Source organism: Paenibacillus solanacearum (assembly GCF_910593845.1).
In the GTDB taxonomy this organism is placed as follows: domain Bacteria; phylum Bacillota; class Bacilli; order Paenibacillales; family NBRC-103111; genus Paenibacillus_G; species Paenibacillus_G solanacearum.
Map to the genome: position 1 here is coordinate 215,546 of NZ_CAJVAS010000003.1, position 23,122 is coordinate 238,667.

The following is a 23,122-nucleotide window of genomic DNA, read 5'->3' on the forward strand; positions in this document are numbered from 1 at the left end:
GGATCCTACATGGACTAGCTCTCAGCGGGAATGGGAGCGTAACCTAGCGTTCGACCATTTATTCTGAGTAAGTCTTGCCATTATTGGCGTTTAATCGCATCATCGTCTACGCATTTTACAGCATCCTCATCGAACGCTGTCTTGCTTGAAAAACCATACAGTCGTCAATCTAGATAACCATAGAACGAACCAAACACTAATAAAGGTCCAGTACCACTGCCATCCTGTATATGTGATTACTTCTGTATAACGTTCGAGAAGGTATTCCACCACAGTTAATACGGCTGTAATGCCTGCGTAAAGGCCAATCTTTGCCCGCCAGGCTGCATGAATGGGGAATCGGGCATTCAAGTGGACGCATAGGAGGGGCAGGATCAAATATTCAAAAACAAAGCTGGTGCGGTTGATACTGCTCAGTTCTCGATAAGGGTACTCCAATAGACGGAGCTCAACAACAGATAAACCCAGTACCCAGGTGAGAAGCTGGACAAATAGAAATACGAATTGGGCTTGCATCCATTTATGTTTTGGAATAAACACGATTGAAATGATTGAAATCAACGAAGAGGCGATTAATATCACGGCTTCAAGCTTCATCAACTCACCGCTCAAGGGGATCCGACATTTTTTTGAAAAACCAGTCCACATATTTGCGTAAAACTTGATATAAAATCGTCAGGATAAGAAAAAGGACTACAAGCACCCATGGATTAGGAAGGTAAATCAGATTGGTATACTGCCCGGCTAGCCCTTGTGCACAAACTGCAAAACCCGGTAGGATCAATGAGAAAAACATTCTTCTGGGCAATGGCGATTGCAGCGGATAACGCAAATAATAAACGATAAAAACCGCGGGATGGAAAATAAAAGCCATCAAAAACGTGCTTTTGGTCGCATAAGGGAAAAATCTGACGGGATTGAATTGCAAATGAAAATATACGAACATCATGGTGAGCGGCCAGCTGAAAAATTGAGCGATGAGCAAAGCCAATAATGCTTTTCTGATTTGCGTTTTTCGCACAAAAAGCAGAAGGAGCAGTAAGGAAAGCCAGATGATCATGGCAATGGCTATGTGGTCGTTGTTCACTGTGTTCACATCCAGAACGTATTCATATCGTGTATCATTCCTAAATGTAGGATTGACATTTTAGCCACATTTAAACCAATGGCATCCTCAAGGAGATGATGATCATGAAAGAACCTGTCGCTTATGTTGCCGAGCTTACCGCATGGTTTCGCTCTCATGCCCGCCCGGATCAGGCGATCGCGATGTCCGCTTATATGAAGAATCGATACCCGTTCTTAGGAATTAAGACGCCTGAACGGAATCTGCTATTAAAGGCATTCGTTCAAGCGCAAGGGAAACCGGAGAATGAACAGCACCTGGAACAAGTCGTGAAGCTGCTGTGGGCGCAGCCTGAACGTGAATTCCAAAATGTGGCGATGTCTTTCCTAGATACTCACGGCAAGAGAACCGAGGAGTCCAGAATTCAACTGCTCGAGTCGTTGATCGTCGATAAATCATGGTGGGATACGGTAGACTTCCTCGCAGGAAACGCAGCCGGAAGTTATCTCGCCCATTACCCAGAGCAGATCGAATTTTACCCGGAGCAGTGGATATTATCTGATAACCTTTGGCTTCGCCGTTCGGCGATTCTTTATCAGCTTGGTTATAAGCAGTTGACCAACGAGGAGCGGTTATTCCGGTTTATCCGTTTATGCCGACATGAAAAGGAGTTTTTTATCGCCAAAGCGATTGGTTGGGCGCTTCGCCAATACGCTAGGATAAAACCTGATGCTGTTCGTGCATTCGCAGCGAACGAATCGCTGCAGCCTCTTAGCAAGCGAGAAGCGTTAAAACACCTAACGCAGAGCCGATGACAACGGTTACTCCGATAGGACAAACCCTTCTGCTCCAAGACGGATCGACACATGAAGAATTATTCTACATCGATCGGATGCTTGAGGTGATCCCTGTATTCATCCACATAAAGCTGACCGTTGCTGCTTTTCACGGCATAAAATATGTCTTCCTGCTTTTTGCCACGGGATTTTAGTTGAGACAGCAGCCAGGATTTGGGGATATTATTGGAGACGAGGCTTTCTTCCAACAGCTTTCCGTCGATGATCAGCTCAATTGGGAACTGAGCGGCCTTGCCTGCATTCATTCGCAGGTCTTTTAGGGTCACGGGCTGTAGTTCCTTTTTCTTTTGCACAGAAAGCTTCCCGTTAATCTCAAGAAGCGCGTATTCCACGTCGTTTATATTAAAAATCTCCTTCTGGCGAAGCTGTTGGTTTAAAGAGTCCAGCGTCATATTGTTTTTTTTAAGATTATCTTCAAGAATGAACCCTCCTTCGATAAGAACGGAGGGTGTTCCTTCTGTCCACATCTTAAATTTTCTGAATTTCAAGAACAGCTTGGATAAAACAAAAGAAGTAACGGTAAAAACGGAAAGGGATATGAGCAGATGGCTGACTTGTATCTTATCGTTAAAAGCAAAGTTGGCTGCGATAGCTCCCAAGATGACAGCCGTTACGAACTCGTGAAAGTTCATATTGGAGAGGGTTTGCTTTCCCAATATTCTTGCAATTAGTATGAGGACAACGAATGCGGAAAAGCTTCTGATCAAAATATAGAGATGGTCCATGCCAATAGCCCCTTGTTTACAAAAATGTAGATATCAGTATACAGATTGTCCATCCAATTGGAATAACATACCGGGTGCATAATCGCATAAATGGTTCAGAGACCAGGGGAGTAGGCTTGTGTGCCCAGCCGTTAAGAGATATTCCCGATCGTGCTTGCCCGGATGAGGCAGGTTGAATGAAAAATAGAATGTCGTATAATGGGCTAGAAGCGTCATCAGATGATCCGGTAGATAGTGGAGCGGAAGCTAGAGGTAAAGAAAGGGTGTACGAGCAATGAACATATTAATCATCGAGGACGATCCCGGCATTCAGATGCTGCTCAAGCTAAGCCTGGAGGTGGAGGGCTTTCAAACGACCGTCGCAAGCTCCGTCACCGAAGGGATGGATCAGCTGCGGTCTCTGTCGCCGGACTTGATTCTTCTCGATTTAATGCTCCCGGACCGTTCCGGGTTCGAATGCTTGCAAATGCTGCAGCATCAACATAAATCGATTCCCGTCATCATCTTGACGGCCAAAAATGAAATGAACGACAAAATCCTCGGGTTCCAGCTCGGCGCCGACGATTATTTGACCAAACCGTTTGAGACCCGCGAGCTGACCATGCGGATTCGGGCGGTCATGCGAAGGATGAAAGCATCCGCGGCGCCGCAGGAAACGATCCGGATCGGCGAGATGGAGATCAATCAGCGTGAACGTTCTCTCACGTTAGCCGGCACGCCAGTGAAAACGACGGGCAAAGAGTTCGATTTCCTGTGGCTCCTGTGCAGCTATCCGAAAAAAGTGTTCACCCGCGAGCAAATCCTCGATCAGGTGTGGGGCCTCGAATATTATGGCCAAACCCGTTCCGTCGATATGATGGTGAACCGGCTGCGGGAAAAAATGAAGCCTTACGACCATATGGTCGCTACGGTGCACGGCACAGGCTACAAGCTGGAGGTTTAACGGATGGGGCTGCGCAACAAGCTGTTTCTTCAACATACGGTTATGGTCGTCATGCTGCTGACGGCGATGTATTTGATCGTCAACTACACGCTAAGCAAAAGCATGATTGAGCGCGACACGCAAACCTTGAGCCAATATTTCTCTCTCCATCGCATTGAAGCTTTGAAAATCGTAAATGATAAAAAAATCGATATCCAGCAATTATTTTCCGGCACGTACGCGCCGCTCATCGCTTCCCATCTTGCCGCTAACAGCAACTTCCAGGTGCAGCTGTTCGATTTGGAGGAGACGATCGTCGGTAACAGCGGCGATGAAAATTTACTGAAGCGCGGCGACATCGCAGCCGCATTGTCGGGGCAGACGGCCACTGTTCTGACGGATGCCGAGGATACGCAATATTTGATCTACGCGGCCCCTTTCTGGTATGAGGGGAAAATTGTCGGCGGATTCCGTTACCTGCTGAATTTGAAGCAGCACGTGGAAACGCTCGCGCAGATGCGGTATTGGTTTATCGGCGTGGCGCTCGGATGCTTGTTGATGTCCTTGCTGGCCAGCTACTCGTTCTTCTCGATTCTGGTGAAGCCGCTGCATGCGCTGAAGCAGGCGCTCAAGCGGGTGTCCGTCGGAGACTTCAGCCCCAAAGTCGTCGTGAACAGTCAAGATGAAATTCATGAGCTGGCCAAAAACTTCAACCAAATGTCCGAAGCGCTTCAACACCATATTGCGATGCTTCACTACGAGCAGGGAAAGCAAAAAGCGTTCTATGATAACATGACCCATGAATTGAAAACGCCGCTCACCTCGATCATTGGGTTTTCCGATCTGATTAACAAGCTGGAGAAGCTCGAGGATATCCGAACGTGCAGCACCTATATCCGCAAAGAAAGCGATCGGCTATTGCATATGGTGGAGGAACTGCTGCAAACCTCACTGAAGGGAAACGAGGCGTGGAGCATACAGCTGGAGCGGACGGATCTTGCTGCGATCATTACCGACGCATTGCGCATATTGGAGCCGACGCTGGACAAATCGTCGATTGCGATATCGGTGGAGGTCGAGCCTTGCGAGGTTTACTTGGACCCGGCGCGTACGCAGCAGGTATTGTTCAACGTCATCGACAATGCGATCAAACACAGTGAATGCACCCATCTGCACATTGTACTCGACGAGCATGAAGGCCGCGGTCGCGTACGCATAGCCGATAACGGCAAAGGCATACCGGAGGCAGAGCTGCAGAGCTTGTTCGTTCCATCGGAGCATAAGGCGGACAGGGTCATCTCCGCGCAATCGCACGGACTGGGGCTGCCGCTTTGCAAGCAGTTGATGGAGCTGCAGGGCGGAAGCATCCGCATGACTAGCCGCGTTTCATACGGAACGGAAGTGCAGCTGTTGTTCAATCTGTATAGTCCCCTGTAAGCGCTGTTACAAAACTGATACAAATCGATGATTTTTTTGAGACAAAAGGAGCGTAGAGTAAATGCCAGAGGAGAAGAAAGGGCTCTCATGGTTTCGTCTTATCCTGCTGCAAACCGTTGTTGGCTGCCTGTTGATCGGCGTCTGCGCCTATTGGTTCCGCCTGCCCATGGATAAAGTAAATATCGTATCTCCTGAGCAGGGCGGCCGGGATATGTTCGCCGGAGTTCCCATGCGCATCGATGTATTGTATCCGGGACTCGGCACGGTCTCGATTCATGATCCGAAGGAGCTGCTGAAGCTGAAGTCATCCTTTCTCGGCTTGCTCTCCGTGGGACAATACAGCAGCCAGAACAAAACCCCCCGGCTGCTGCTCACAGGGTCGATCGCTTATTTGGATCAGGAGGCGCTGCCTTTTCAGATCGAGACGAATGCTTTTCGCTTCGGAGACCGGTCGGTTAATTCGCTGAATGTAAGCGCCGACATCCGCAAGCTGCAAAGCACGCTGATCGATAAGGCCCTAACGCCGGCGATCGTCGGAGCTGCGATGGAAGACACCGGCAACGAGATGTTCTCGTTGAAGAACGGGGATCTTGCACTGTTAGCGGAGGCCGAAAGGGCGGCGCTCACTGCGCAGATTCGGTCGTCTACGCGCGTGATTGATTTCAGTCGTTTCGATTACATCGCGCGGCAGCCTGACGCCCATTTTGTCATACAGCTGTCAGGCGACGGGGAGACACAGCGGCATTGGTTGCATGCGGACCGGTTTAACAACGCTTACATTGTCGTATTTGATTTATTGGATGAGACCAACCAAAGAGCCTATTTCAAGCTGAACGAATCCTCATAACATTTGTCTTTGGAAGGGACGGTTTGAAAAGATGGCCAGAAAAAAGAATAAAAACGCGGTCATGCTGTATTCTGTGATTGTTGTTGTGCTGCTTGCGGGATTTTTCCTGTACAAATCGGGGATGTTCGGAGGAAAAGTGCAAGGGAAAGTGACCGTATACTCGATATTCCAGGAGGAGGAAGCCCGCAAAATACTGGATAAGTTCAAAGCGGAAACCGGAATCGAGTACGATATTTTACGTTTGCCGAGCGGGGAAGCGGTTTCGCGCGTACAAAATGAAATGGCCAGACCGCAAGCCGACTTTCTAATGGGCGGACCGGCGGACTCGCATGAGGTGCTGAAAAAGGCAGGCGCGCTGGAAGCTTACGTTTCTCCGAATGCATCCGATATTCCCGACAATATGAAGGATAAAGAAGGCTTTTGGACCGGTTTTTATTTGAACCCGGTGGCGATCGGCATCAACGAGAAGCGCTGGAAGGAAAAATACGGAACGGCTCCATATCCGCAAACGTTTAAAGAATTGCTTGATCCCAAGTTTAAAGGCGAAATCGGCATGTCGGATCCGGCCACATCTGGAACCGCTTACACAGCGGTAGCCTCGCTGGCTCAAGTATGGGGCAAGGAAGAAATGCTCAAATATATGGCACAGCTGCTGCCAAACATGAAAGAACGGCCGAAATCCGGTATTGAGCCGATTCAAAAAGCGGCAAAAGGCGAATACACGATCGGAATTACGTTCCTGGGAGACCAGCTGAAAATTAAAAACCAAGGCAACCCAATCGTCAGCATCGTGCCGGAGGCGGCTGGCTATGAAGTAGGCGGACTCTCCATCGTGAAGGGCGGTCCCAATACCGAGGCAGCGAAGAAGCTGATGGACTACATGCTGACGAACGAGCCGGGACTTCTGTACTCGCAATCGGCCTACGCCGTATCGGTGAAGCCTTCCGTACCGGTTCCGCAAGGCGGGATCGACATCAAGACAACGAAGTATAACAAAACCTACAGCCTGTGGACGGCCGCCGATCAGCGGAAGGCGCTCCAGGATGCGCTCAAGGATTTGAAGTAAACGGTTACGGTCAGGCGCTGTGCAGTCTGGGGCATCAGCCTTTGCTGCGCAGCGCCGCCTATGAAAGAAACGGAAAGGTGGTAGCATCCCCCCCATGAAAGAAAAAAAAGGCATCGGGGAGTCGATCGCCAGGCTCATGAAGGACCCTTCTTCATTGCTGCTTGTATTGATCAGTTTCGCGCTCTTGTTTCTGTTTGTCATCTACCCGCTGGTGTTTGTCGTCTTTATTCCAAGTGCGGAAAATTGGGGAACGTTTTTCAGTAAAAGCCGTTACGGCACGGCGCTGCTCAATACGATGGTCAGTTCCTCGCTCTCAGCGCTGCTGGCGACGATTTTCGGCTTTATTTACGCTTATGCGATCAATTACAGCAATATAGCCGGCAAAAAGTTTTTCCGGTTCATTGCGTTCCTGCCTTTGCTGGCTCCGTCGGTGATGAGCGGCCTTGCGTTCCTGCTGCTGTTCGGCCGGGGCGGCATGGTGTCCCAATATTTGAAAACCTGGTTCGACATCGAGCTTGATTTATACGGGCTGCCCGGACTGCTGATCGTGCAGACGATATCGTATTTCCCGCTTGCCTATATGACGATCACCGGCGTACTGCGCTCGATCTCGCCGAATCTGGAGATTGCCGCGCAAAACCTGGGCGCAAGAGGCTTCAAGCTGTTCCGCACGATTACGCTCAAGCTGGCGCTTCCCGGCGTACTGAATGCCTTCCTGCTTGTGGCGATCAACTGCTTCGCGGACTTCGGCAATCCGAAGCTGATCGGCGGCAATTACTCGCTCTTGGCCGTTGAAATTTATGGAGAGATTCTCAATAACGAACCTGGATTGGCTTCGGTGATGGGGATTATTCTCGTCATTCCTGCGCTTCTCGTGTTCTGGGTACAGAACAAGCTGTTGTCCAAAGGATCTTATTCTACCATTACAGGAAAGCCCGTATCGGGATTGAACCGGATGACGACCTCCCGAAAAACGGACATTGCGCTTTTTACCTTCAATAGCTTGATTTCGCTGTTCATTATTGCGATGTTTGCGATTACCATCTTGTTCGCCTTTACCAAAAACTTCGGGCGGGACAATACGTTTACGCTGGACCATATCATGAAAGTGGTATTCAATCCTTCCAGCCCTGCGGTTATGAACAGCTTGGTGCTGTCGCTGATCAGCTCCATTCTGGCTGTTGCGTTCGCCCTAGTGCTAGCCTACGTTATCGTACGCAAACCTTTTCCAGGCAAAGGCTTGCTTGACTTTACCGCTGTTCTGCCGATCGCGCTGCCGGGTACCTTCGTCGGACTCGCCTTGATCGTCGCCTTCAGCTCCGGTCCGATCATTCTGCAAGGCTCCGCCGTCTTGATTATCGTCGCTATGCTGCTGAAGCAAATGCCGGTCGGGTACCGCGGCTTGACGGCTTCCTTCAAACAAATCGATAAATCGATTGAGGAGGCCGCGACGAACTTGGGCGCGGACAGCCGCAGAACGCTCACGACCATTGTATTCCCGATGCTGCAAAAAACCGTCGTAGCCAACTTCGTCTACGCGTTTATGAAAAATATGAACACGTTGAGCACGATTGTATTTTTGATCACCCCCAAATGGGTTGTTGCCGCCGTTTCGATTTTCAACTATGCGGAGACGGGCACGTACTATTGGGCCGCGGCTGTTGCTGTAGGACTGATGGCCGCTACGCTGGCTACACTTGGCGTCATGAAGCTGATTTTCCGGTCCAAGGTGAAAATTTTCGATTTCTAGAAACAGGGAGTGGGCATAATGAGCACACAGGTACTGCTTGATCTCAAAAACGTGAATAAAGTATTCGGAGAAAATCACGTTCTCAAACATATTGATTTGCAAATCGAGCGGGGGAAGTTTATTACGTTCCTCGGCCCGAGCGGCTGTGGCAAAACGACGCTCTTGCGGTCGATCGCAGGTTTTTATACGATTGACGAAGGGGAAATCTGGATCGACGGGAAGCTTGTGAACGATCTGCCTCCCTATAAGAGAGGGACGCCGATGGTGTTCCAGGAATACGCGCTGTTTCCGCATATGACCGTATTCGATAATGTCGCTTACGGCCTCGATATTCAGAAGCGTCCGGAGGCTGAGGTTCAGGAGCGGGTCAAGGCCGCCTTGGCCCAAGTCAAGCTGACGGGTCTGGAGGAGCGGTATCCGAATCAGATGTCCGGCGGCCAGCAGCAGCGCGTAGCTATGGCGCGCGCCCTGGTTATGAACTCGCCGATCATCCTGCTCGACGAGCCGCTCAGTAACCTGGACGCGAAGCTGCGGGAAGAGGTGCGGGTGGAGCTGCGCAGCATTCAGCTGGAGCTCGGTTTAACCGTTATTTACGTAACGCATGATCAGTTGGAGGCATTGTCGATGTCCGATTACATCGTCGTCTTCAACAAAGGGGCGATCGACCAGCACGGAACGCCGCATGAAATTTACTACAAGCCGCGTACGAGGTATGTGGCCGATTTTATCGGCACGACAAACTTTATCGACGCGGTCGTCCGGCAGACGTCCGGGCAAACGGCAACCGTACAATACGGGAGCGACGGCCGGATGATTACGCTGCACACCAGCGAGCAAGTAGCAGTGGGGGAGAACGTGCTGTTATGCATTCGTCCGGAGTCGCTGCGCATGAATCAGCCGAATGCGGGTGACTTTATAATAGAAGGAACGGTAAGCTCCTCCATGTTCCTCGGCGAGAAGGAACGGTATTTCCTGACCGGGAATCATGGAGCGGAATGGATTGTCGATGCTTACGACATCGGCCAGCAAACGTTCCAAGGAACCGTTGAGCTGCGCGCGGCGGCGGACAAAATCCACTTGATTCGCATAACGGAATAAATGAATAGCGGCATTCAAAAAAGGAAAACAACCGTTTTCCTTTTTTGGCTATATTCGTAACGGGAGGCGGCAGATGTGTGGACCAAAGCACTTGTATTTCTGGTAATCGTCGGCTGCATAGGGTTAGGCTATTCCTTTTTCACCGGTCCGAAGAACAATCAGACGCTGAAAGTGTATCTGATCTTCCAGGAAGACGAAGGTCGCGTCCTGCTGGAAAAGTTCAAAAAGGAAACCGGACAGCCCTATGAAATGATCCGTATGTCCAGCGGCGAGGCCAGCTATCATTTGCTGAGCATGAATAAAACCGGCCCTGACGTCGTGCTCGGCGGTTCGGCGGATTTGCACGAGCATTTGAAAAATAGCGGCAAATTAATCCGCTACGTCTCTGTGCAGCAAAAAGAAATTCCCGCTCAATATAAAGATAAAGAAGGCTATTGGACCGGGATGTACATGGGAGCGCTTGCGATCGGAGTGAACCGGAAAGTATGGCAGCAGGACCCGCAGCTGTCGCCGCTGCCGCAGCCCAGACGTCTGGAAGATTTGCTGCGTCCCGAGCTCAAAGGAAAGATCGATATTCCCGATCCGGAAACTTCGGGCACCGGGTACACGCTGCTCGCCTCCCTCGCTCAGCAGCGGGGCGAGGACGAAGCGGTGCGCTTGATGCAGGCGCTGAAGAAGCAAAGCGCCTCGACGGCGTTTGCCGGGATTACCTCGGCGCAGCGGCTGGCCGTAGGCGATGCGGCGGCCGTCGTTAACTTCCTCGGCGACCAGCTTCGCTTTACGAATTCGGGCTATGATATCGATTCGTATATTCCGCCGCAGGCAGGCTGGGAGATTGGGGCTGTGTCCATCTTAAAAAACGGTGGAAATGCGGAAGCGGCCAAAAAGCTCGTCGATTTCGTGCTGTCCCGCAATGTGCAGACGGATTATATGAATGTGGCTTTCTCGTTCCCGGTCCTTCCCGGCATTGCCCCCAATGCGCTGCTGGCTCACGTGAAGCTGGAAAATCTGCTGCATTCGTACCGCTTTGACGTGGCTGCCCGTCAGCGGGAAACGCTCCTTGGCAAATGGAAATCGTTCAAGGTAGAATAAGGTAGACAGGGAAGCCTGTCGGCTATGCATCCTGTAGAAATTTAAGATATGTCCGTAAATATCGAAGGTTTCCTTCAACTCAACCGACTTATAATGGATGTGCAGAAGAATATGGATGATATCGCTTGGAACGAAGTATAGGTAGCGGAGGGATGTACGTGAAAACCGTGTTTATCCTTATGGACTCATTAAATCGCCATTACTTGAATGCTTATGGACCTTCTTGGGTAAAAACGCCGAATATCGACCGTTTGGCGGAGAGAGGCGTCGTGTTCGACAACCATTATTCCGGCTCTCTGCCGTGCATGCCTGCCCGCCGGGACATTATGACAGGCCGTCTCAATTTCCTGGAGTCGCGCTGGTGCCCGCTGCAGCCTTATGACGAGGCGTATCCCCATGTGCTGCGTACGCAATCCGGCACCTACAGCCATATGATCACAGATCATTACCATTATTTTGAGGCTCCGGGCTTTGGCTATCATACACCGTTTAACACATGGGAGTTTATGCGCGGCCAAGAGGGCGACCACTGGCAGCCGCGGGTGAAGGACCCTGAAACTCCCGTATATCGCGGCAAAAACCGTCGACAGGACTGGGTCAACCGGTCCAGTATGGATCTTGAGAAAGATGAAGACTACCCGACGCCGCAATGCTTTATGCGGGCTATCGATTTTTTGCAAAACAATCACGACCAAGACAACTGGCTGCTGCATTTGGAAGTATTCGATCCACACGAACCGTTCGTTTGTCCGCAGAAATACCGCGACCTTTACAATGATACCTGGAGCGGACCGTATCATTTCGATTGGCCTAACTATGCGCCTGTCGACCCGGAACACGAAGGCCCCGATGCGATCGACCATATCCGTAAGCGCTACGCCGGAACGCTGACGATGACCGACGTGTGGCTGGGGAAGTTCCTCGATAAGATGGATGAGCTTGAATTGTGGGAAGACACGACGGTGATTCTGACGACGGATCATGGACATTTGCTCGGAGAATACGGTTATTGGGCTAAAAACTATATGTTCGATTATCGGAAGCTGGCGCATATCCCGCTTATTGCATACCGGCCCGGATCGCCGATGAACGGTAAACGGGTACAGGCGCTCACGACGACCATCGATATGATGCCTACGGTATTGGAGCTGCACGGAGCCGTTCCGTCCGAGCACGTGCAGGGGAAATCGCTGGTACACCTGCTGGAAAAAGACGAGAACCATCACGACGCGGTTCTGTATGGCTACTTCGCCAAAGACATTAATTTGACCGACGGACGGTACACGTATACCCGTCAACCGCTTCGCGACTCGGTCGCTTACCATCATACGGCGACCCCGGTGATTTCCGCCAAAACGCCGGAACAATATGAAAATGCGGAGTTCGGGAGGTTTTTGCCTCAGACGACGATGCCGGTCTATCGCGTGCCGGAAACATCGCGCAGACACCACAACGCCCCGGACCATCATTTGTTGTACGATATCGAACAAGATCCCGAGCAATGGTCAGCCGTTCGGAATGATGCGCTTGAAGCGGAATACGCCTCCAAGCTCCTGCAATTGCTGAAGCAGTACCAAGCGCCGGAATGGCAGTATGCCAGAATGGACTATCGTTAATTCTTCAAACACGTACGCAGAGTGGACGGTCATCCCTTGGCAAGGGGTACCGTTCTTCTATTTTGTAAAAATTGTATAAGGGCGGTACCCTCTAAAAGCCAGGAAGGAACCGATTGTGAACACGAACCCATTGACCCGCAAAAGCTTCTCACACAAACTGATCGCCAGTTTGGCGGTTATCATATTGTTCACCTTCGTCGTTTCCGGCTATATTTCTTATAAAATTCATGTCAACCTGTTCACCGAGGAGATCAGCGAGCAATTCTCAAAAACGAACGAACAGGCGGCAGCGCGGCTTGATTTGCAAATTCGGGATATTTACAGGATTTCAAATTTCATCGTATTTCACCCTTACGTTCAGCAAGTCCTCGAGCGTTCGGCCCAAACCGAGCAGCGCGAGACGTACACCCAGCTATCCGATCAGGATGAGCTGAACAAGCTGCTGTTTCAGGTCAAATACGACGAACCGAAGCTGACCGCGATGTACCTGTACGATACGAAGGATAACGGCTTTATTTTCGGGCGCAGCAACGGGCTTTCCGCGCAGCTGACGAAGGATGCGTTCCTGCAGATCAAAGATACCCTTAAAGGGTCGTTCGGCAATCTCATCTGGTTCCCGCTGCAGCTGCCTAACCATAATGTGGATTCGGGATATCAGACGTTTTTTGCCGCAGCCCGGCAGATGAAGACGGTACAGCAGGATCCGTACGGCATTATGGTTATGCTGTTCGACCAGACGCTCATATCCGAATATTTGAACGATCTGGTGAAGGATGAGCAGGCTAACGTTTTTCTGTATGATAAAATGGACCGTCCCGTATACAGCGATTTGGCCAATCTGGGTGCGGCGCCGGTTCCTGGCGGGGTGGTCAGCCGCAGTATTAGCGACGTGGCGGGCAAGCCGTATTTATACGCCAAAAGCCGCTCCGGCACAGTGGACTTTACGTTAATTAGCCGTGTTTCGCTGGACTCGTTGCAGTCGCGAAGCGGAATTATTTTCCAGGTGAACCTGCTGATCGGTATCGTCAGCGTGCTTCTTGCCGGTATATTGGTGACCGTTACCGGCAGCCGGCTGCTGCGGCCGCTCCGCGAGCTGGTGCAAGGAATGACGCGTATGAAGGAAGGCGACTTGCAGACTCGATTGGCGGTGCGGACGGACGACGAGCTTGGCGTCATGGCGCAAAGCTTCAACTCGATGGCGGAGCACGTGGACACCTTGATTAAGGAAGTCTACGAACGCCAGCTAAATGAAAGAGAAGCGGAGCTCACGGCGCTGCAGGCTCAGCTGAACCCCCATTTTTTGCATAACACGCTCGATACGATATATTGGAAGGTTTATCTGAAGGACGACCGCGAAACGGCCAAGCTCGTCGTGTCTTTGTCCGACATGCTGCGGTATGCGCTGGAGCCGGCGGAAACGGACACAACGCTCAATCATGAATTTACCCAGATCCGCAACTATTTGACGATTCAGAATCAGCGGTTCGGCCATGAGCTTGAGACCATCGTCCAAATCGAGGAGGGGATCGAGCTTGCTCCGGTGCCTCGCTTGATCTTACAGCCGCTGGTCGAAAATGTGTTCGTCCACGCCTTCACCGACATGTCTGCCGGTCAGGTGCTTGTGATCCGTGCATATCGGGGAATGGCGGCGGACAACGAGACGATCGATGCGGTTTCGGCTATTATTGTCGAGATCATCGATAACGGCAAAGGGATGTCGGCAGAGCAAATAAGGGCGGTGCTCCGCAATGCCCGCGCGCCCCGGGAAATCGCAGCACCGGATGAGAGTACATCCGTCAAGGGCAAACGGAAGCGCAAGCAGATCGGTATCCGAAACGTAATAAGACGGCTTGACCTGCTCTATGGTGCTCCCTTCGGGCTGCGCATCGAGTCGAAGCCGGGTACGGGTACGACATTCCGCATGTATTTACCGCTGGGAGGGGAAGTAGATGATAGGCAGCATCCTGATCGTCGACGATGAGCCTCTTATCCGCAAGGGACTCACCAGGTTGATTGAAACGAACGATCTCGGCTGGCGCGTAGCGGGGGAAGCTGGCAACGGTCAGGAGGCACTGGCGCAGCTGGAGCATTTGAAGCCGGATCTGGTGCTCAGCGATATCCGGATGCCGTTGATGGACGGGCTCGAGCTGACCCGGTACATTTCGGAGCGCTGCCGCGATACGGCAGTTATCATCCTGACCGGTTACCGGGATTTTGAATATGCTCAAGCGGCGCTTCGGTACGGTGTTGAGGAATTTTTGCTCAAGCCATGCCCGGAGGATGAGATTTTTCGCGTGCTTCGACAAGCCTATGAGCAGCTGCGAAGGAAAGCGGAGCAGAGGCAGCGAGAGGAGAGGGAGCGGCGCGACCGTGAGGATCATGCGCTGCGCTCGACACTGCTTGGACTGCCTCAACCGGCCGGCGAACCGCCTCAGGCGATGGAATGGCTTCAAGGCCGGGACTTCTGGCTAGTGAGCGTGGAGACGTTCCAGCCGGAAGGCAAGCTGTACCTTGCCGAAGATATGGACCTTCTGCAGTTCGCGGTAAGCAACATCGCAGCGGAGCTCATGGCGTCCCGCGGCCGAGGACGATGGATGACTGTGGAATACGGGCGGTTAGCGTTTTTTCTGGAACCGGGGGACGGTGATGCGGCGTTCTTCTCGCATCTATGCGGGACGGTGCTCCGTTTGCTCGGGCTGCACCTGACCGCGCTGCGGCTCGGCACGGTGAAGATGGAAGGGGATGCGGAGCGGCTGTTCAAGATGCATGGAGCCGCTTCATCGCTTCGGCATGCTTCCGATCGCAAGAACGAACGGATCGACGAAGCGAGGGTGAGGGCGATTCATGCCGAAATTACGTCGCTCCTGCTGCTTGGTAAACATTCCGAGCTCGGAGCTTTCCTGAGGCAAAGCTTTAAAGGCATGCCCCCGGATTCGCTAGCTCAACGGAAGACCGATGCATTGTGCCTGGCAATGGTAATCCGCGAAGTGCTGCGCAAGGAGTTCGACGCAGAGCCTGAGGCGGGGGACATCGGTTCCGAGCTAAGAGAACTTCGGCTGCTGCCGTCGTATGCCGCGGTCGACGCATGGGTATCGGAGCGAATCGCCGCGCTGGAGCGAACAGCGGCGCAATGGCTTGAGGAACGGAACAGCGGACTCGCCGAACGAGCCATCCGTTATATGGAGCAGCATTACATGGAGGAGTGCAGTCTGGCGGCGGTATCTGCACATGTACATCTGAATCCAAACTACTTCAGCAATTTGTTCAAGAAGCAAACCGGGGAAAGCTTCAGCGTCTACTTGGCCAGGCTTCGTGCAGACAAGGCCAAGATGCTGCTCACCAATACGGATATGAAGATTACCGAGATCGCCGAAGCTGTCGGATATGCCGATTCGAATTATTTTGCCACGGCGTTCAAGCAGGCAGTCGGCCGCACGCCGAGTGAATATCGCAAATTGCATCGCCTCTGAGCACAGCCCCCTTCCGGAGAACGGAAAGGGGCTTTTTCTTTGTTCTCCATGATTGTGCGCTGAACGCTTCCTGTAGATATTCAAGATATAGCCGTAGAGATCGAAGGTTTCCCGCGGCTCCCTCGGTTTATAATGAGGGTGTGAATGGAACAGAGAGGAGCAACAACGACATGGCAACCGCGCCGATGACCAAAGAGCCTGTCAGGATGCAGAAATCGCCCCCGCCCGTAGGCGAGCTGCGGAAGCGAACACAATCGGCAGCCCGCCGCCGAAGAATGAAAGCGAATATTCCGCTCATGCTGCTTTTTATTCCCGGACTGCTTTACTTTGTAATATTCAAGTATGTCCCGATGGGCGGCCTTATTATTGCCTTCAAGGATTACAATTTTTTTGACGGCGTGTTCGGCAGCCCGTGGGTTGGCATGGACAACTTCGAGACGATCTTTAAGCAATCCCAGACGCTAAATGTCATCCGCAACACCATTGTGCTAAGCATGCTGAACGTGTTCGTCGGATTCCCGTTTCCGATCATTCTTGCGATTCTGTTGAACGAAGTTCGGAAAGCATGGTACAAGAGAGTGATCCAGACCGTCGTCTATTTGCCTCACTTTTTCTCTTGGGTGATCATCGGGGGCTTCGTCGTTACCTTGTTCGCCACGGAGTCCGGTACGGTCAACCACCTGCTGAAGGAATGGCTCGGGAAACCGTTTCCGTTCCTGTTCACTCCCGGCTCCTGGATTGCCATCTATGTAGGTTCGGGAATTTGGAAGGAAATGGGTTTCAGTGCCATTATCTACCTAGCGGCGCTTACTTCCATCGATCCAAGCTTGTACGAATCGGCCAGCCTGGACGGAGCGAACAAACTTCAGCAAATCCGGCACATCACATTACCCGGTATCAGCACGACGATCGTGCTGCTGTTCATACTGGCGATGGGACGCATCATGGAGGTCGGTTTCGATCACGTATATGTACTGCAGAACGCGGTCGTCTCCAATGTAGCTGATGTCATCAGCACCTACCTTTATCGTGTCGGTCTGCAAGGAGCGCAGTTCAGTCTCACCGCCGCCATGGGCTTGTTCGAATCGATCGTGGGTCTGATTCTGGTGCTCAGCGCCAACGCGTTAGCCCGTAAGTTCGACCGGGGACTCTGGTAAATCAGGAGGAACGTTAAATGAAAATGTCAACGGGAGAAAAATGGTTCTATGCCATCAATAACGTCGTTTTGGCGCTGCTGGGGATTACCTGCCTGTTTCCGCTGATCAATACGATCGCCATCGCCTTTAGCGATACTTTAGCCATTGAATCGGGACGCGTCACCTTCTTTCCGATCGGCTGGAATACGGAGGCCTTCACCTCCTTGTTCAAGGGGACAAGGATCTTATCCGCCTTTCAGAACAGTGTCATCATCACCGTTGTCGGCGTGGTTATGAGTATGCTGACTACGATAATGACGGCTTACCCGATTTCCCGCCGTATTTTTTACGGCCGCCGCTTCTTCACACTCGCCATGGTGTTTACGATGCTGTTCTCCGGCGGTCTTATTCCTACGTATCTTGTCGTGAAGTCGCTGGGCATTATGAATTCTTATTTTGCCCTCTGGCTGCCGGCGCTTGTGAGCACGTACAACATGCTGGTCATGAGAACATTCTTCGAGAACATCCCGGACGAAATTGATGACGCCGCAAGAATCGATGGCTGTTCGGAGATGGCTTACCTGACCCGCATCGTGCTGCCGTTGTCAATGCCGGTGATCGCAACGTTAACCTTGTTCTATGGGGTAAGCTACTGGAACATGTTCATGAACGTAGTGATCTACATTCACGATACGAGCCTCTTCAACCTGACGGTGCTTGTGCAGAATATGATCCAGAGCCAGAGTCTGCTTCAGGAACTGGTGAACAGCGGTGTAACGTCCGGGGTTCAAGCGCAGGTCGTGCCGGAGTCGTTAAAGGCCGCCGGCGTGCTGGTCGTCGTCTTGCCAATGCTGGTCGTGTATCCGTTTCTGCAAAAGTTTTTCGTCAAAGGTGTGCTGCTTGGTTCGGTCAAGGGATGATTTGATCATAATACAAATAGGACAATGAGAGGGGTTGCTGTATGAAAAAGCAACAATGGATGGCGGGGATGCTGGTATGCACGCTGGCAGGAGGCACGCTGATTGCCGGATGTACGACAACGAAATCCGGAGGAGCGTCGTCCGGACAAGGGGGAGGGAACGAACCGAAGAAGGATATTACGGTATCGATTTACGACCGGGGGAATATATCGCCCGACGAGGGTACGATTGAGAACAATCGCTGGACCAAATGGGTGAATGAGAACGGACCGGCCAACGTGAAATTCGTGGCGATTCCGCGGTCCAAACCGGAAGAGAAGATAAACGTGCTTTACGCATCCGGCAGCGCGCCGGACTTGCTGTTCGAGTACTCCCCCGGTGTTAAAAATCCGCTTCAGCAGCAGAAACAGTTCATGCCGCTTGATCAGCTGATCGACAAGTACAGTACGGAATATAAGAAAGTGCTGCAAGAATATCCGGCTCTGAAGAAGGCGGGCACGAGAAGCGACGGGAAGTTGTATTATTTCGGAAGAATCAACTGGGTTGAACCAAGCCGCGGCGTATTGATCCGGACCGATTGGCTGAAGAAGCTGGGCCTCTCCATGCCGTCGACGACCGACGATTTGTACAAGGTTATAAAAGCGTTTACGGAACAAGACCCGGACGGCAATGGCAAGAAAGATACTTATGGCATTTCGTTAAGCGGCAATTCATCCTATAGCTTGAAACAAATGTTCGGAGGGATTTCCAAGTGGGTGGTGAAAAACAACGAGCTGGTACTCGATTGGGATCGCCAGAAGGAGTATTACGCTTTTGCCAAGCGTCTATATGACGAAGGGCTGATCGATAGAGATTTTGCCACGGACACCAACGGAGCTAAGGCCAAGCAGGATTTTATTACGGGGAAGACCGGCATTTACGGCATCCTCACCTCTGATGTTGTGACGGATACGTTGTTCGGAACAATCGATCCGCTCAAGAAAAACGTGTCCGGAGCAGAGGTTGCGTTCATGCCGTACCCTAAAAGCCCGTTCGGTTCCTTCGTACCGACTTTAAAAAATCCGGTTCAAATGACCGCCGCTGTCAGTGCGACAGCGAAAAACCCGGATTCTGTCATGAAGTATGTCGATTTCTTGTTAACCGACACGACAACCAAGGCGCTGGAGTATGGGATTGAAGGAACGCATTACAAGATGACCGACGCATGCGCGGAAGTCATTGACGCCAAAAAGTACAAGAAGGAAGTTTCCGACCTCACGATTGATATGAGAATGCTGGAGAATAACGGCAACACCTTTAATAAATGCGATGTACCGCTTGTCACCTTTAAAAGCGATCCGCGAAAAGATGAATATCAGAAAGCGTATGATTCATTCCGGGATACGTACATGACGTTCGACCGAAGCTATCCGGAACTGACACACTCCGAACATATGCCTTCAGCACCGAAGGATCTCAGCACAATTGAAGCCAACACAGACAAAACGATTGGAGATATCTGGTTAAAGGCCATCGTCAGCAGCGATAAGTATTCCATCGAGCAGGCTGTGAAGGATGCACAGGAGATTTGGTCCAAGTCCGGCGGAAAACAAGTGGAAGAATGGTACAAGAAGTGGTACGAATCCGATCGTTCCAATTCGATTCTGGCCAATGATGTGTTCGACATTGCCAAGAAGCAGAACGAACAGTATAAAAAAATTTTGCAAGGTTTAAAATAAACAAGATAGGATGGAGGATGTTCCTCCGTCCTCTTTTTTGTGGCAAATTGTTCGCGGGAAACGCAGTACCGATTAAACGAACAATGCCCCTATGGAAGAAATCAACAATGCCGTCGATGGGTGAATGAAGACGGTGGCGAGCAACTGAGGAAAGAGGAGAATGAGATCAACGAGCAGCGTCAATCGTCAAAGGCAGTATGTACATGCCCATCGGTACAAAACACCGATGGGCCCGGCATATTGATTATTGCTGGATGACCACGACGTCTTGCGGCGGGCGATTGTTGGTAGTGATGCTGTTGATTTGGGCGTCCGTAAGGCGGCGGCCAACAACGATGAAGGAGGACATACGGTTATCGAAACTTCCAAGGTCGTCAACGTTCACACTTCCGCGAAACACACGCCTAGTGCCGCGGAAGTTTGTCTGTGACCACAACACTAACGTGACTTCGCGGCTAGCCACAACATTTTGCAGACGGAAGCTGGAGAGCATCCCATTAAAGCTGAGCGCTCTTGCGTCCCGCACAGCCGCCCCCCCTCTGGTGAAACGAATGCGGCGTCCTTCGAAGTCTGTGTCCGCGAAAAGCGAAAGCCTGACATCCCGATTAGCCATTAAACTACCTTCTTTCCCTGCGTGATCGTACATCATATGAAGGATGGGTGGGGAGGGCGTGGACGGATGCCCATAAAATGGTTCGGAACGAATGCGCCCCTGGTAGCCGTGCTGACAATACGGACTATTCAGGGGTATCTTTTTGATGATATGCTTCGTGTCGGTCCATGCTTTTTAAAACGCCCAAATGTCCATAAATGAAATACTGCAATCCATTTACTTTAGATATTTCGAAATTATAATGAAATTAGCAAAATAACTTATCGTTAATATTCGTCGTAGACGTAAAGGGGGAGTCAATCGAAGCGGGATGCTCGGCCGAAATGTAAGCGGTTACGAATACGTTGCGCGGGGGCTCATCATCTGTCTGCAATATGTCAATGCATAAACAGCTCGTGCTTTCCGGTTAAAGTCGGTATATCGGGCACTTGGATGGCCCGGATGACCGGACAACGAATGAACGATTAAAGGGGGTTAACCGATTGGAGACGACCAGGACAGCGATGCTGTCGGTCACCGCTGCGGCCTTGCTGTTAACCGCTGCATGCGGCAGCGGTGATAAAGGGATTGGCGAAGCAGCCAAAGACGATGCCGCCATGCCGGCCGGAAGCGAGCCAGCGGAAGTCAGCTTCTATTTAAATTCAATGCCGCAGGCGGTCTTCGATGCGATCGCGGAGAAGGCGAAGAGCAAGTTTCCGAACTATACGCTGAGATCGGTGCCGAATACAAACGCGGGCGGGCCCTCCTTCGATGTCATGATTACGTCGGGTAACGTGCCCGACATTATCGTTACACGCGGCGTTGCCGAACTGGAAAAACGGGGGCTCAGCTATGACGCGAACGATTTGATAAAGAAAACAAAATTTGATTTGTCGCGGATTGAGCCTGCCCTGCTGGAACAAATGAAGAACGATGCCGGAGGCAAGCTCACAGGCCTGCCGATGAGCTCTTCCGTTCGTGCCCTGCACTATAACAAGGACTTATTCGATCAATTCGGCATTCCGTATCCTAAGGATGGCATGACATGGGATGATGTGTATGAAACGGCCAAGCGGATGACGCGTTTGGAAGGGGGCGTTCAATACCGGGGGTATGTGGAACGGTGGATGGATACGTTCTTCGCGTTTAATCCGTACGGGGAAACGTATCTGAGTCTGACAGAGGATAAAGCCGCGGTCAACACGGACGGGTGGAGGAAAGTCATTGAAAATTTCAAACGCTTCTACACGATCCCCGGATTGAAATTCGATGCGAAGACGATCAATAAGGAGCAGGATTGGCGGGAATTTATCAAGGGGCTCGGCGCTATGACGGTATTCACATCAAGAAACTTCATGGATTGGAAATTTCAATGGGATATCGTCAGTCTGCCGACTTACAAGGATAAGCCGGGCGTAGCCGGACCGGCGGATTCGACGAACTTGTATCTTACGGCAAGCAGCAAAAACAAAGAGGCGGCCTTCCAGGTAGCCGCGTGGATCGTATCCGACGAAATGCAGGCATACCTTGCATCGGATTTCGGCCAATTCCCGGTTGTCAAGGGCGAAGAGGTCCGCAAGCAGTTTCTCAAAAACGACCCGCTGTATAAAGGGAAAAACGTAAACGCGTTTTTGTACAATAAAGTAACGACGGTTACCCCGGGACGCAAGCCGGGACTCACGGTGGCGGACGGCTCTACGCCGTTCATGAAGGAACTGGAAAAGATGATTTTGGAGGATAAAGACGTCAACAGCACGCAGCGTGCTGCAGAGGAGGCGGTCAACAAGGCAATCACCGCTCAAAAATTGAAGTGAAGCCGATCAAGCTGCCGGCCGGCGGAAGAAAGGGGGATACGCGATGCGCCATGAATTTTTCGAACGTTTTTTTCCAAAAATCGTCGATGTGCTGTTGAGGGAGGAACCGTTCTGGCTGGAGTATCGTTACGCGGTCGATCGGAAACCGACCAATCGGTATAATTTTACGTTTGTTTCGTCCGGTCACGGGACGGTTGGGCTGAACGGCACGCTATATGAATTGTCAGCCGGCGCGGTATACCATCTGGCCCCGGGGGAGCATTTGCAAATCACGACGACGCCGGAAGCACCGCTGCGCTATTATAGCGTACAATTCATACATCATCCGGTAGAGTGGGAAGGCATGCAGCTTAAGCTCGGTCAGCAGCCGCAGCCGCTACCGTTTGAACGCTCGTTTTCGCTGCTTGGCGAAATGGAGGCGATGCAGGAGCGGATGAAGCGTTTGATCGATGTGTGGGATGGGAAAGAAGCGGGCTTTGAATGGATCGTCCGCCTTCATTTCCTGAACCTTCTGCAATGGCTCTGCGATTGGTTGGACAGTAAGTTGCAGCATGAAGATCAGACCGCCAGGCTGATCATGGATTCGATGCAGTATATCAGGGAGCATCATACGCAGCAATTGGAACGGGAGAAACTGGCGCGAATGGCCTCATTATCGCCGAGCTATTACTCGAAAATGTTCAAGAGGTATTCCGGCTACACGCCGATGGAATATATGAACAAAGTACGACTCGATCAAGCGAAGCAGTTGCTCCGCTCCAGCCGCGAGCCGATTTCGAAAATCGCCCGTGAAGTGGGCTTTCAGGACCCGCTGTATTTCACCCGTCTGTTTGCCCGGGAGATCGGGATGTCCCCCCGACATTTCCGCAACGGCTGACAGACCGGCGAATGTTCGGGGGCGGGAAACGTTTCTTAGGACAGCTTGTCCATAAACAATGAAGGAGGCGCTCGACATTGGCGGCGGCAAACGGAAAGTTGTGGATCAGGATGGTACTT

General features: G+C 51.5%; 20 protein-coding genes. 16 read left to right on the top strand and 4 right to left on the bottom strand.

The window, feature by feature from the left end:
* Positions 1-126: 126 nt before the first annotated feature.
* Together KXG62_RS05370 and KXG62_RS05375 are read right to left on the bottom strand one after the other, a co-directional pair.
* Positions 127-597 carry a CBO0543 family protein gene (locus KXG62_RS05370; RefSeq protein WP_218090899.1) on the bottom strand — a complete coding sequence of 157 codons (471 nt, stop codon included), beginning with the start codon at positions 595-597 and terminating at the stop codon, positions 127-129.
* Positions 598-601: 4 nt separating this feature from the next.
* On the bottom strand, positions 602-1,087 hold the full coding sequence (locus KXG62_RS05375) for a CBO0543 family protein (protein WP_218090900.1): 486 nt from the start codon (positions 1,085-1,087) through the stop codon (positions 602-604).
* A 104-nt stretch (positions 1,088-1,191) separates the two neighbouring features.
* On the opposite strand from KXG62_RS05375, the gene KXG62_RS05380 reads away from it, so the two are divergent.
* Positions 1,192-1,881, top strand: a complete 690-nt coding sequence (locus KXG62_RS05380; protein ID WP_218090901.1) for a DNA alkylation repair protein — start codon at positions 1,192-1,194, stop codon at positions 1,879-1,881.
* Between the two features lie 59 nt (positions 1,882-1,940).
* Here KXG62_RS05380 and KXG62_RS05385 read toward each other — a convergent pair whose 3' ends face one another.
* On the bottom strand, positions 1,941-2,648 hold the full coding sequence (locus KXG62_RS05385) for a DUF421 domain-containing protein (protein WP_218090902.1): 708 nt from the start codon (positions 2,646-2,648) through the stop codon (positions 1,941-1,943).
* A 274-nt stretch (positions 2,649-2,922) separates the two neighbouring features.
* Here KXG62_RS05385 and KXG62_RS05390 point away from each other — a divergent pair, with 274 nt between their 5' ends.
* The 13 genes from KXG62_RS05390 (at position 2,923) to KXG62_RS05450 (ending at position 19,720) form a co-directional block, all read left to right on the top strand.
* Positions 2,923-3,591, top strand: a complete 669-nt coding sequence (locus tag KXG62_RS05390; RefSeq protein ID WP_218090903.1) for a response regulator transcription factor — start codon at positions 2,923-2,925, stop codon at positions 3,589-3,591.
* Positions 3,592-3,594: 3 nt separating this feature from the next.
* On the top strand, positions 3,595-5,007 hold the full coding sequence (locus KXG62_RS05395) for a sensor histidine kinase (RefSeq protein WP_218090904.1): 1,413 nt from the start codon (positions 3,595-3,597) through the stop codon (positions 5,005-5,007).
* 61 nt (positions 5,008-5,068) lie between these two features.
* The gene (locus KXG62_RS05400) at positions 5,069-5,854 is read left to right on the top strand and encodes a DUF3919 family protein (protein ID WP_218090905.1); all 786 of its coding nucleotides are present in this window, start codon (positions 5,069-5,071) and stop codon (positions 5,852-5,854) included.
* A 31-nt stretch (positions 5,855-5,885) separates the two neighbouring features.
* Complete coding sequence (locus KXG62_RS05405) at positions 5,886-6,920, top strand: ABC transporter substrate-binding protein (protein ID WP_218090906.1); 1,035 nt, start codon at positions 5,886-5,888, stop codon at positions 6,918-6,920.
* Positions 6,921-7,014: 94 nt separating this feature from the next.
* Positions 7,015-8,670 carry an ABC transporter permease gene (locus KXG62_RS05410; RefSeq protein ID WP_218090907.1) on the top strand — a complete coding sequence of 552 codons (1,656 nt, stop codon included), beginning with the start codon at positions 7,015-7,017 and terminating at the stop codon, positions 8,668-8,670.
* An 18-nt stretch (positions 8,671-8,688) separates the two neighbouring features.
* Positions 8,689-9,768 (top strand): ABC transporter ATP-binding protein, encoded by a 1,080-nt coding sequence (locus KXG62_RS05415; protein WP_218090908.1) that lies wholly within the window; start codon positions 8,689-8,691, stop codon positions 9,766-9,768.
* 75 nt (positions 9,769-9,843) lie between these two features.
* Positions 9,844-10,860, top strand: a complete 1,017-nt coding sequence (locus KXG62_RS05420; protein WP_218090909.1) for an extracellular solute-binding protein — start codon at positions 9,844-9,846, stop codon at positions 10,858-10,860.
* A 158-nt stretch (positions 10,861-11,018) separates the two neighbouring features.
* Positions 11,019-12,476 carry a sulfatase gene (locus KXG62_RS05425; protein ID WP_218090910.1) on the top strand — a complete coding sequence of 486 codons (1,458 nt, stop codon included), beginning with the start codon at positions 11,019-11,021 and terminating at the stop codon, positions 12,474-12,476.
* Between the two features lie 115 nt (positions 12,477-12,591).
* Complete coding sequence (locus tag KXG62_RS05430) at positions 12,592-14,457, top strand: sensor histidine kinase (RefSeq protein ID WP_218090911.1); 1,866 nt, start codon at positions 12,592-12,594, stop codon at positions 14,455-14,457.
* Positions 14,426-15,946 (top strand): response regulator, encoded by a 1,521-nt coding sequence (locus KXG62_RS05435; RefSeq protein ID WP_218090912.1) that lies wholly within the window; start codon positions 14,426-14,428, stop codon positions 15,944-15,946. Before KXG62_RS05430 ends, KXG62_RS05435 begins: the two co-directional genes overlap by 32 nt.
* Positions 15,947-16,152: 206 nt before the next feature.
* Positions 16,153-17,103, top strand: coding sequence for an ABC transporter permease (locus KXG62_RS05440; protein ID WP_218091032.1), 951 nt, complete (start codon positions 16,153-16,155; stop codon positions 17,101-17,103).
* Between the two features lie 17 nt (positions 17,104-17,120).
* On the top strand, positions 17,121-18,002 hold the full coding sequence (locus KXG62_RS05445; protein WP_218090913.1) for a carbohydrate ABC transporter permease: 882 nt from the start codon (positions 17,121-17,123) through the stop codon (positions 18,000-18,002).
* Positions 18,003-18,043: 41 nt separating this feature from the next.
* Positions 18,044-19,720 (top strand): extracellular solute-binding protein, encoded by a 1,677-nt coding sequence (locus KXG62_RS05450; protein WP_218090914.1) that lies wholly within the window; start codon positions 18,044-18,046, stop codon positions 19,718-19,720.
* A 244-nt stretch (positions 19,721-19,964) separates the two neighbouring features.
* On the opposite strand, the gene KXG62_RS05455 is transcribed toward KXG62_RS05450, so the two are convergent.
* The gene (locus KXG62_RS05455) at positions 19,965-20,333 is read right to left on the bottom strand and encodes a hypothetical protein (protein ID WP_218090915.1); all 369 of its coding nucleotides are present in this window, start codon (positions 20,331-20,333) and stop codon (positions 19,965-19,967) included.
* 482 nt (positions 20,334-20,815) lie between these two features.
* Between KXG62_RS05455 and KXG62_RS05460 the strand changes: the two genes are divergently transcribed.
* Both KXG62_RS05460 and KXG62_RS05465 read left to right on the top strand, forming a co-directional pair.
* Complete coding sequence (locus KXG62_RS05460) at positions 20,816-22,126, top strand: ABC transporter substrate-binding protein (protein ID WP_218090916.1); 1,311 nt, start codon at positions 20,816-20,818, stop codon at positions 22,124-22,126.
* Between the two features lie 43 nt (positions 22,127-22,169).
* Complete coding sequence (locus KXG62_RS05465) at positions 22,170-23,003, top strand: helix-turn-helix domain-containing protein (protein WP_218090917.1); 834 nt, start codon at positions 22,170-22,172, stop codon at positions 23,001-23,003.
* Positions 23,004-23,122: the final 119 nt, after the last annotated feature.

Bases quoted from the DNA above. Each gene is read 5' to 3' on its own strand.
- KXG62_RS05370 (WP_218090899.1), bottom strand. From the start codon at position 597: ATGAAGCTTGAAGCCGTGATATTAATCGCCTCTTCGTTGATTTCAATC.
- KXG62_RS05380 (WP_218090901.1), top strand. From the start codon at position 1,192: ATGAAAGAACCTGTCGCTTATGTTGCCGAGCTTACCGCATGGTTTCGC.
- KXG62_RS05385 (WP_218090902.1), bottom strand. From the start codon at position 2,648: ATGGACCATCTCTATATTTTGATCAGAAGCTTTTCCGCATTCGTTGTC.
- KXG62_RS05390 (WP_218090903.1), top strand. From the start codon at position 2,923: ATGAACATATTAATCATCGAGGACGATCCCGGCATTCAGATGCTGCTC.
- KXG62_RS05395 (WP_218090904.1), top strand. From the start codon at position 3,595: ATGGGGCTGCGCAACAAGCTGTTTCTTCAACATACGGTTATGGTCGTC.
- KXG62_RS05400 (WP_218090905.1), top strand. From the start codon at position 5,069: ATGCCAGAGGAGAAGAAAGGGCTCTCATGGTTTCGTCTTATCCTGCTG.
- KXG62_RS05405 (WP_218090906.1), top strand. From the start codon at position 5,886: ATGGCCAGAAAAAAGAATAAAAACGCGGTCATGCTGTATTCTGTGATT.
- KXG62_RS05410 (WP_218090907.1), top strand. From the start codon at position 7,015: ATGAAAGAAAAAAAAGGCATCGGGGAGTCGATCGCCAGGCTCATGAAG.
- KXG62_RS05415 (WP_218090908.1), top strand. From the start codon at position 8,689: ATGAGCACACAGGTACTGCTTGATCTCAAAAACGTGAATAAAGTATTC.
- KXG62_RS05435 (WP_218090912.1), top strand. From the start codon at position 14,426: ATGATAGGCAGCATCCTGATCGTCGACGATGAGCCTCTTATCCGCAAG.
- KXG62_RS05440 (WP_218091032.1), top strand. From the start codon at position 16,153: ATGCAGAAATCGCCCCCGCCCGTAGGCGAGCTGCGGAAGCGAACACAA.
- KXG62_RS05445 (WP_218090913.1), top strand. From the start codon at position 17,121: ATGAAAATGTCAACGGGAGAAAAATGGTTCTATGCCATCAATAACGTC.
- KXG62_RS05450 (WP_218090914.1), top strand. From the start codon at position 18,044: ATGAAAAAGCAACAATGGATGGCGGGGATGCTGGTATGCACGCTGGCA.
- KXG62_RS05455 (WP_218090915.1), bottom strand. From the start codon at position 20,333: ATGGCTAATCGGGATGTCAGGCTTTCGCTTTTCGCGGACACAGACTTC.
- KXG62_RS05465 (WP_218090917.1), top strand. From the start codon at position 22,170: ATGCGCCATGAATTTTTCGAACGTTTTTTTCCAAAAATCGTCGATGTG.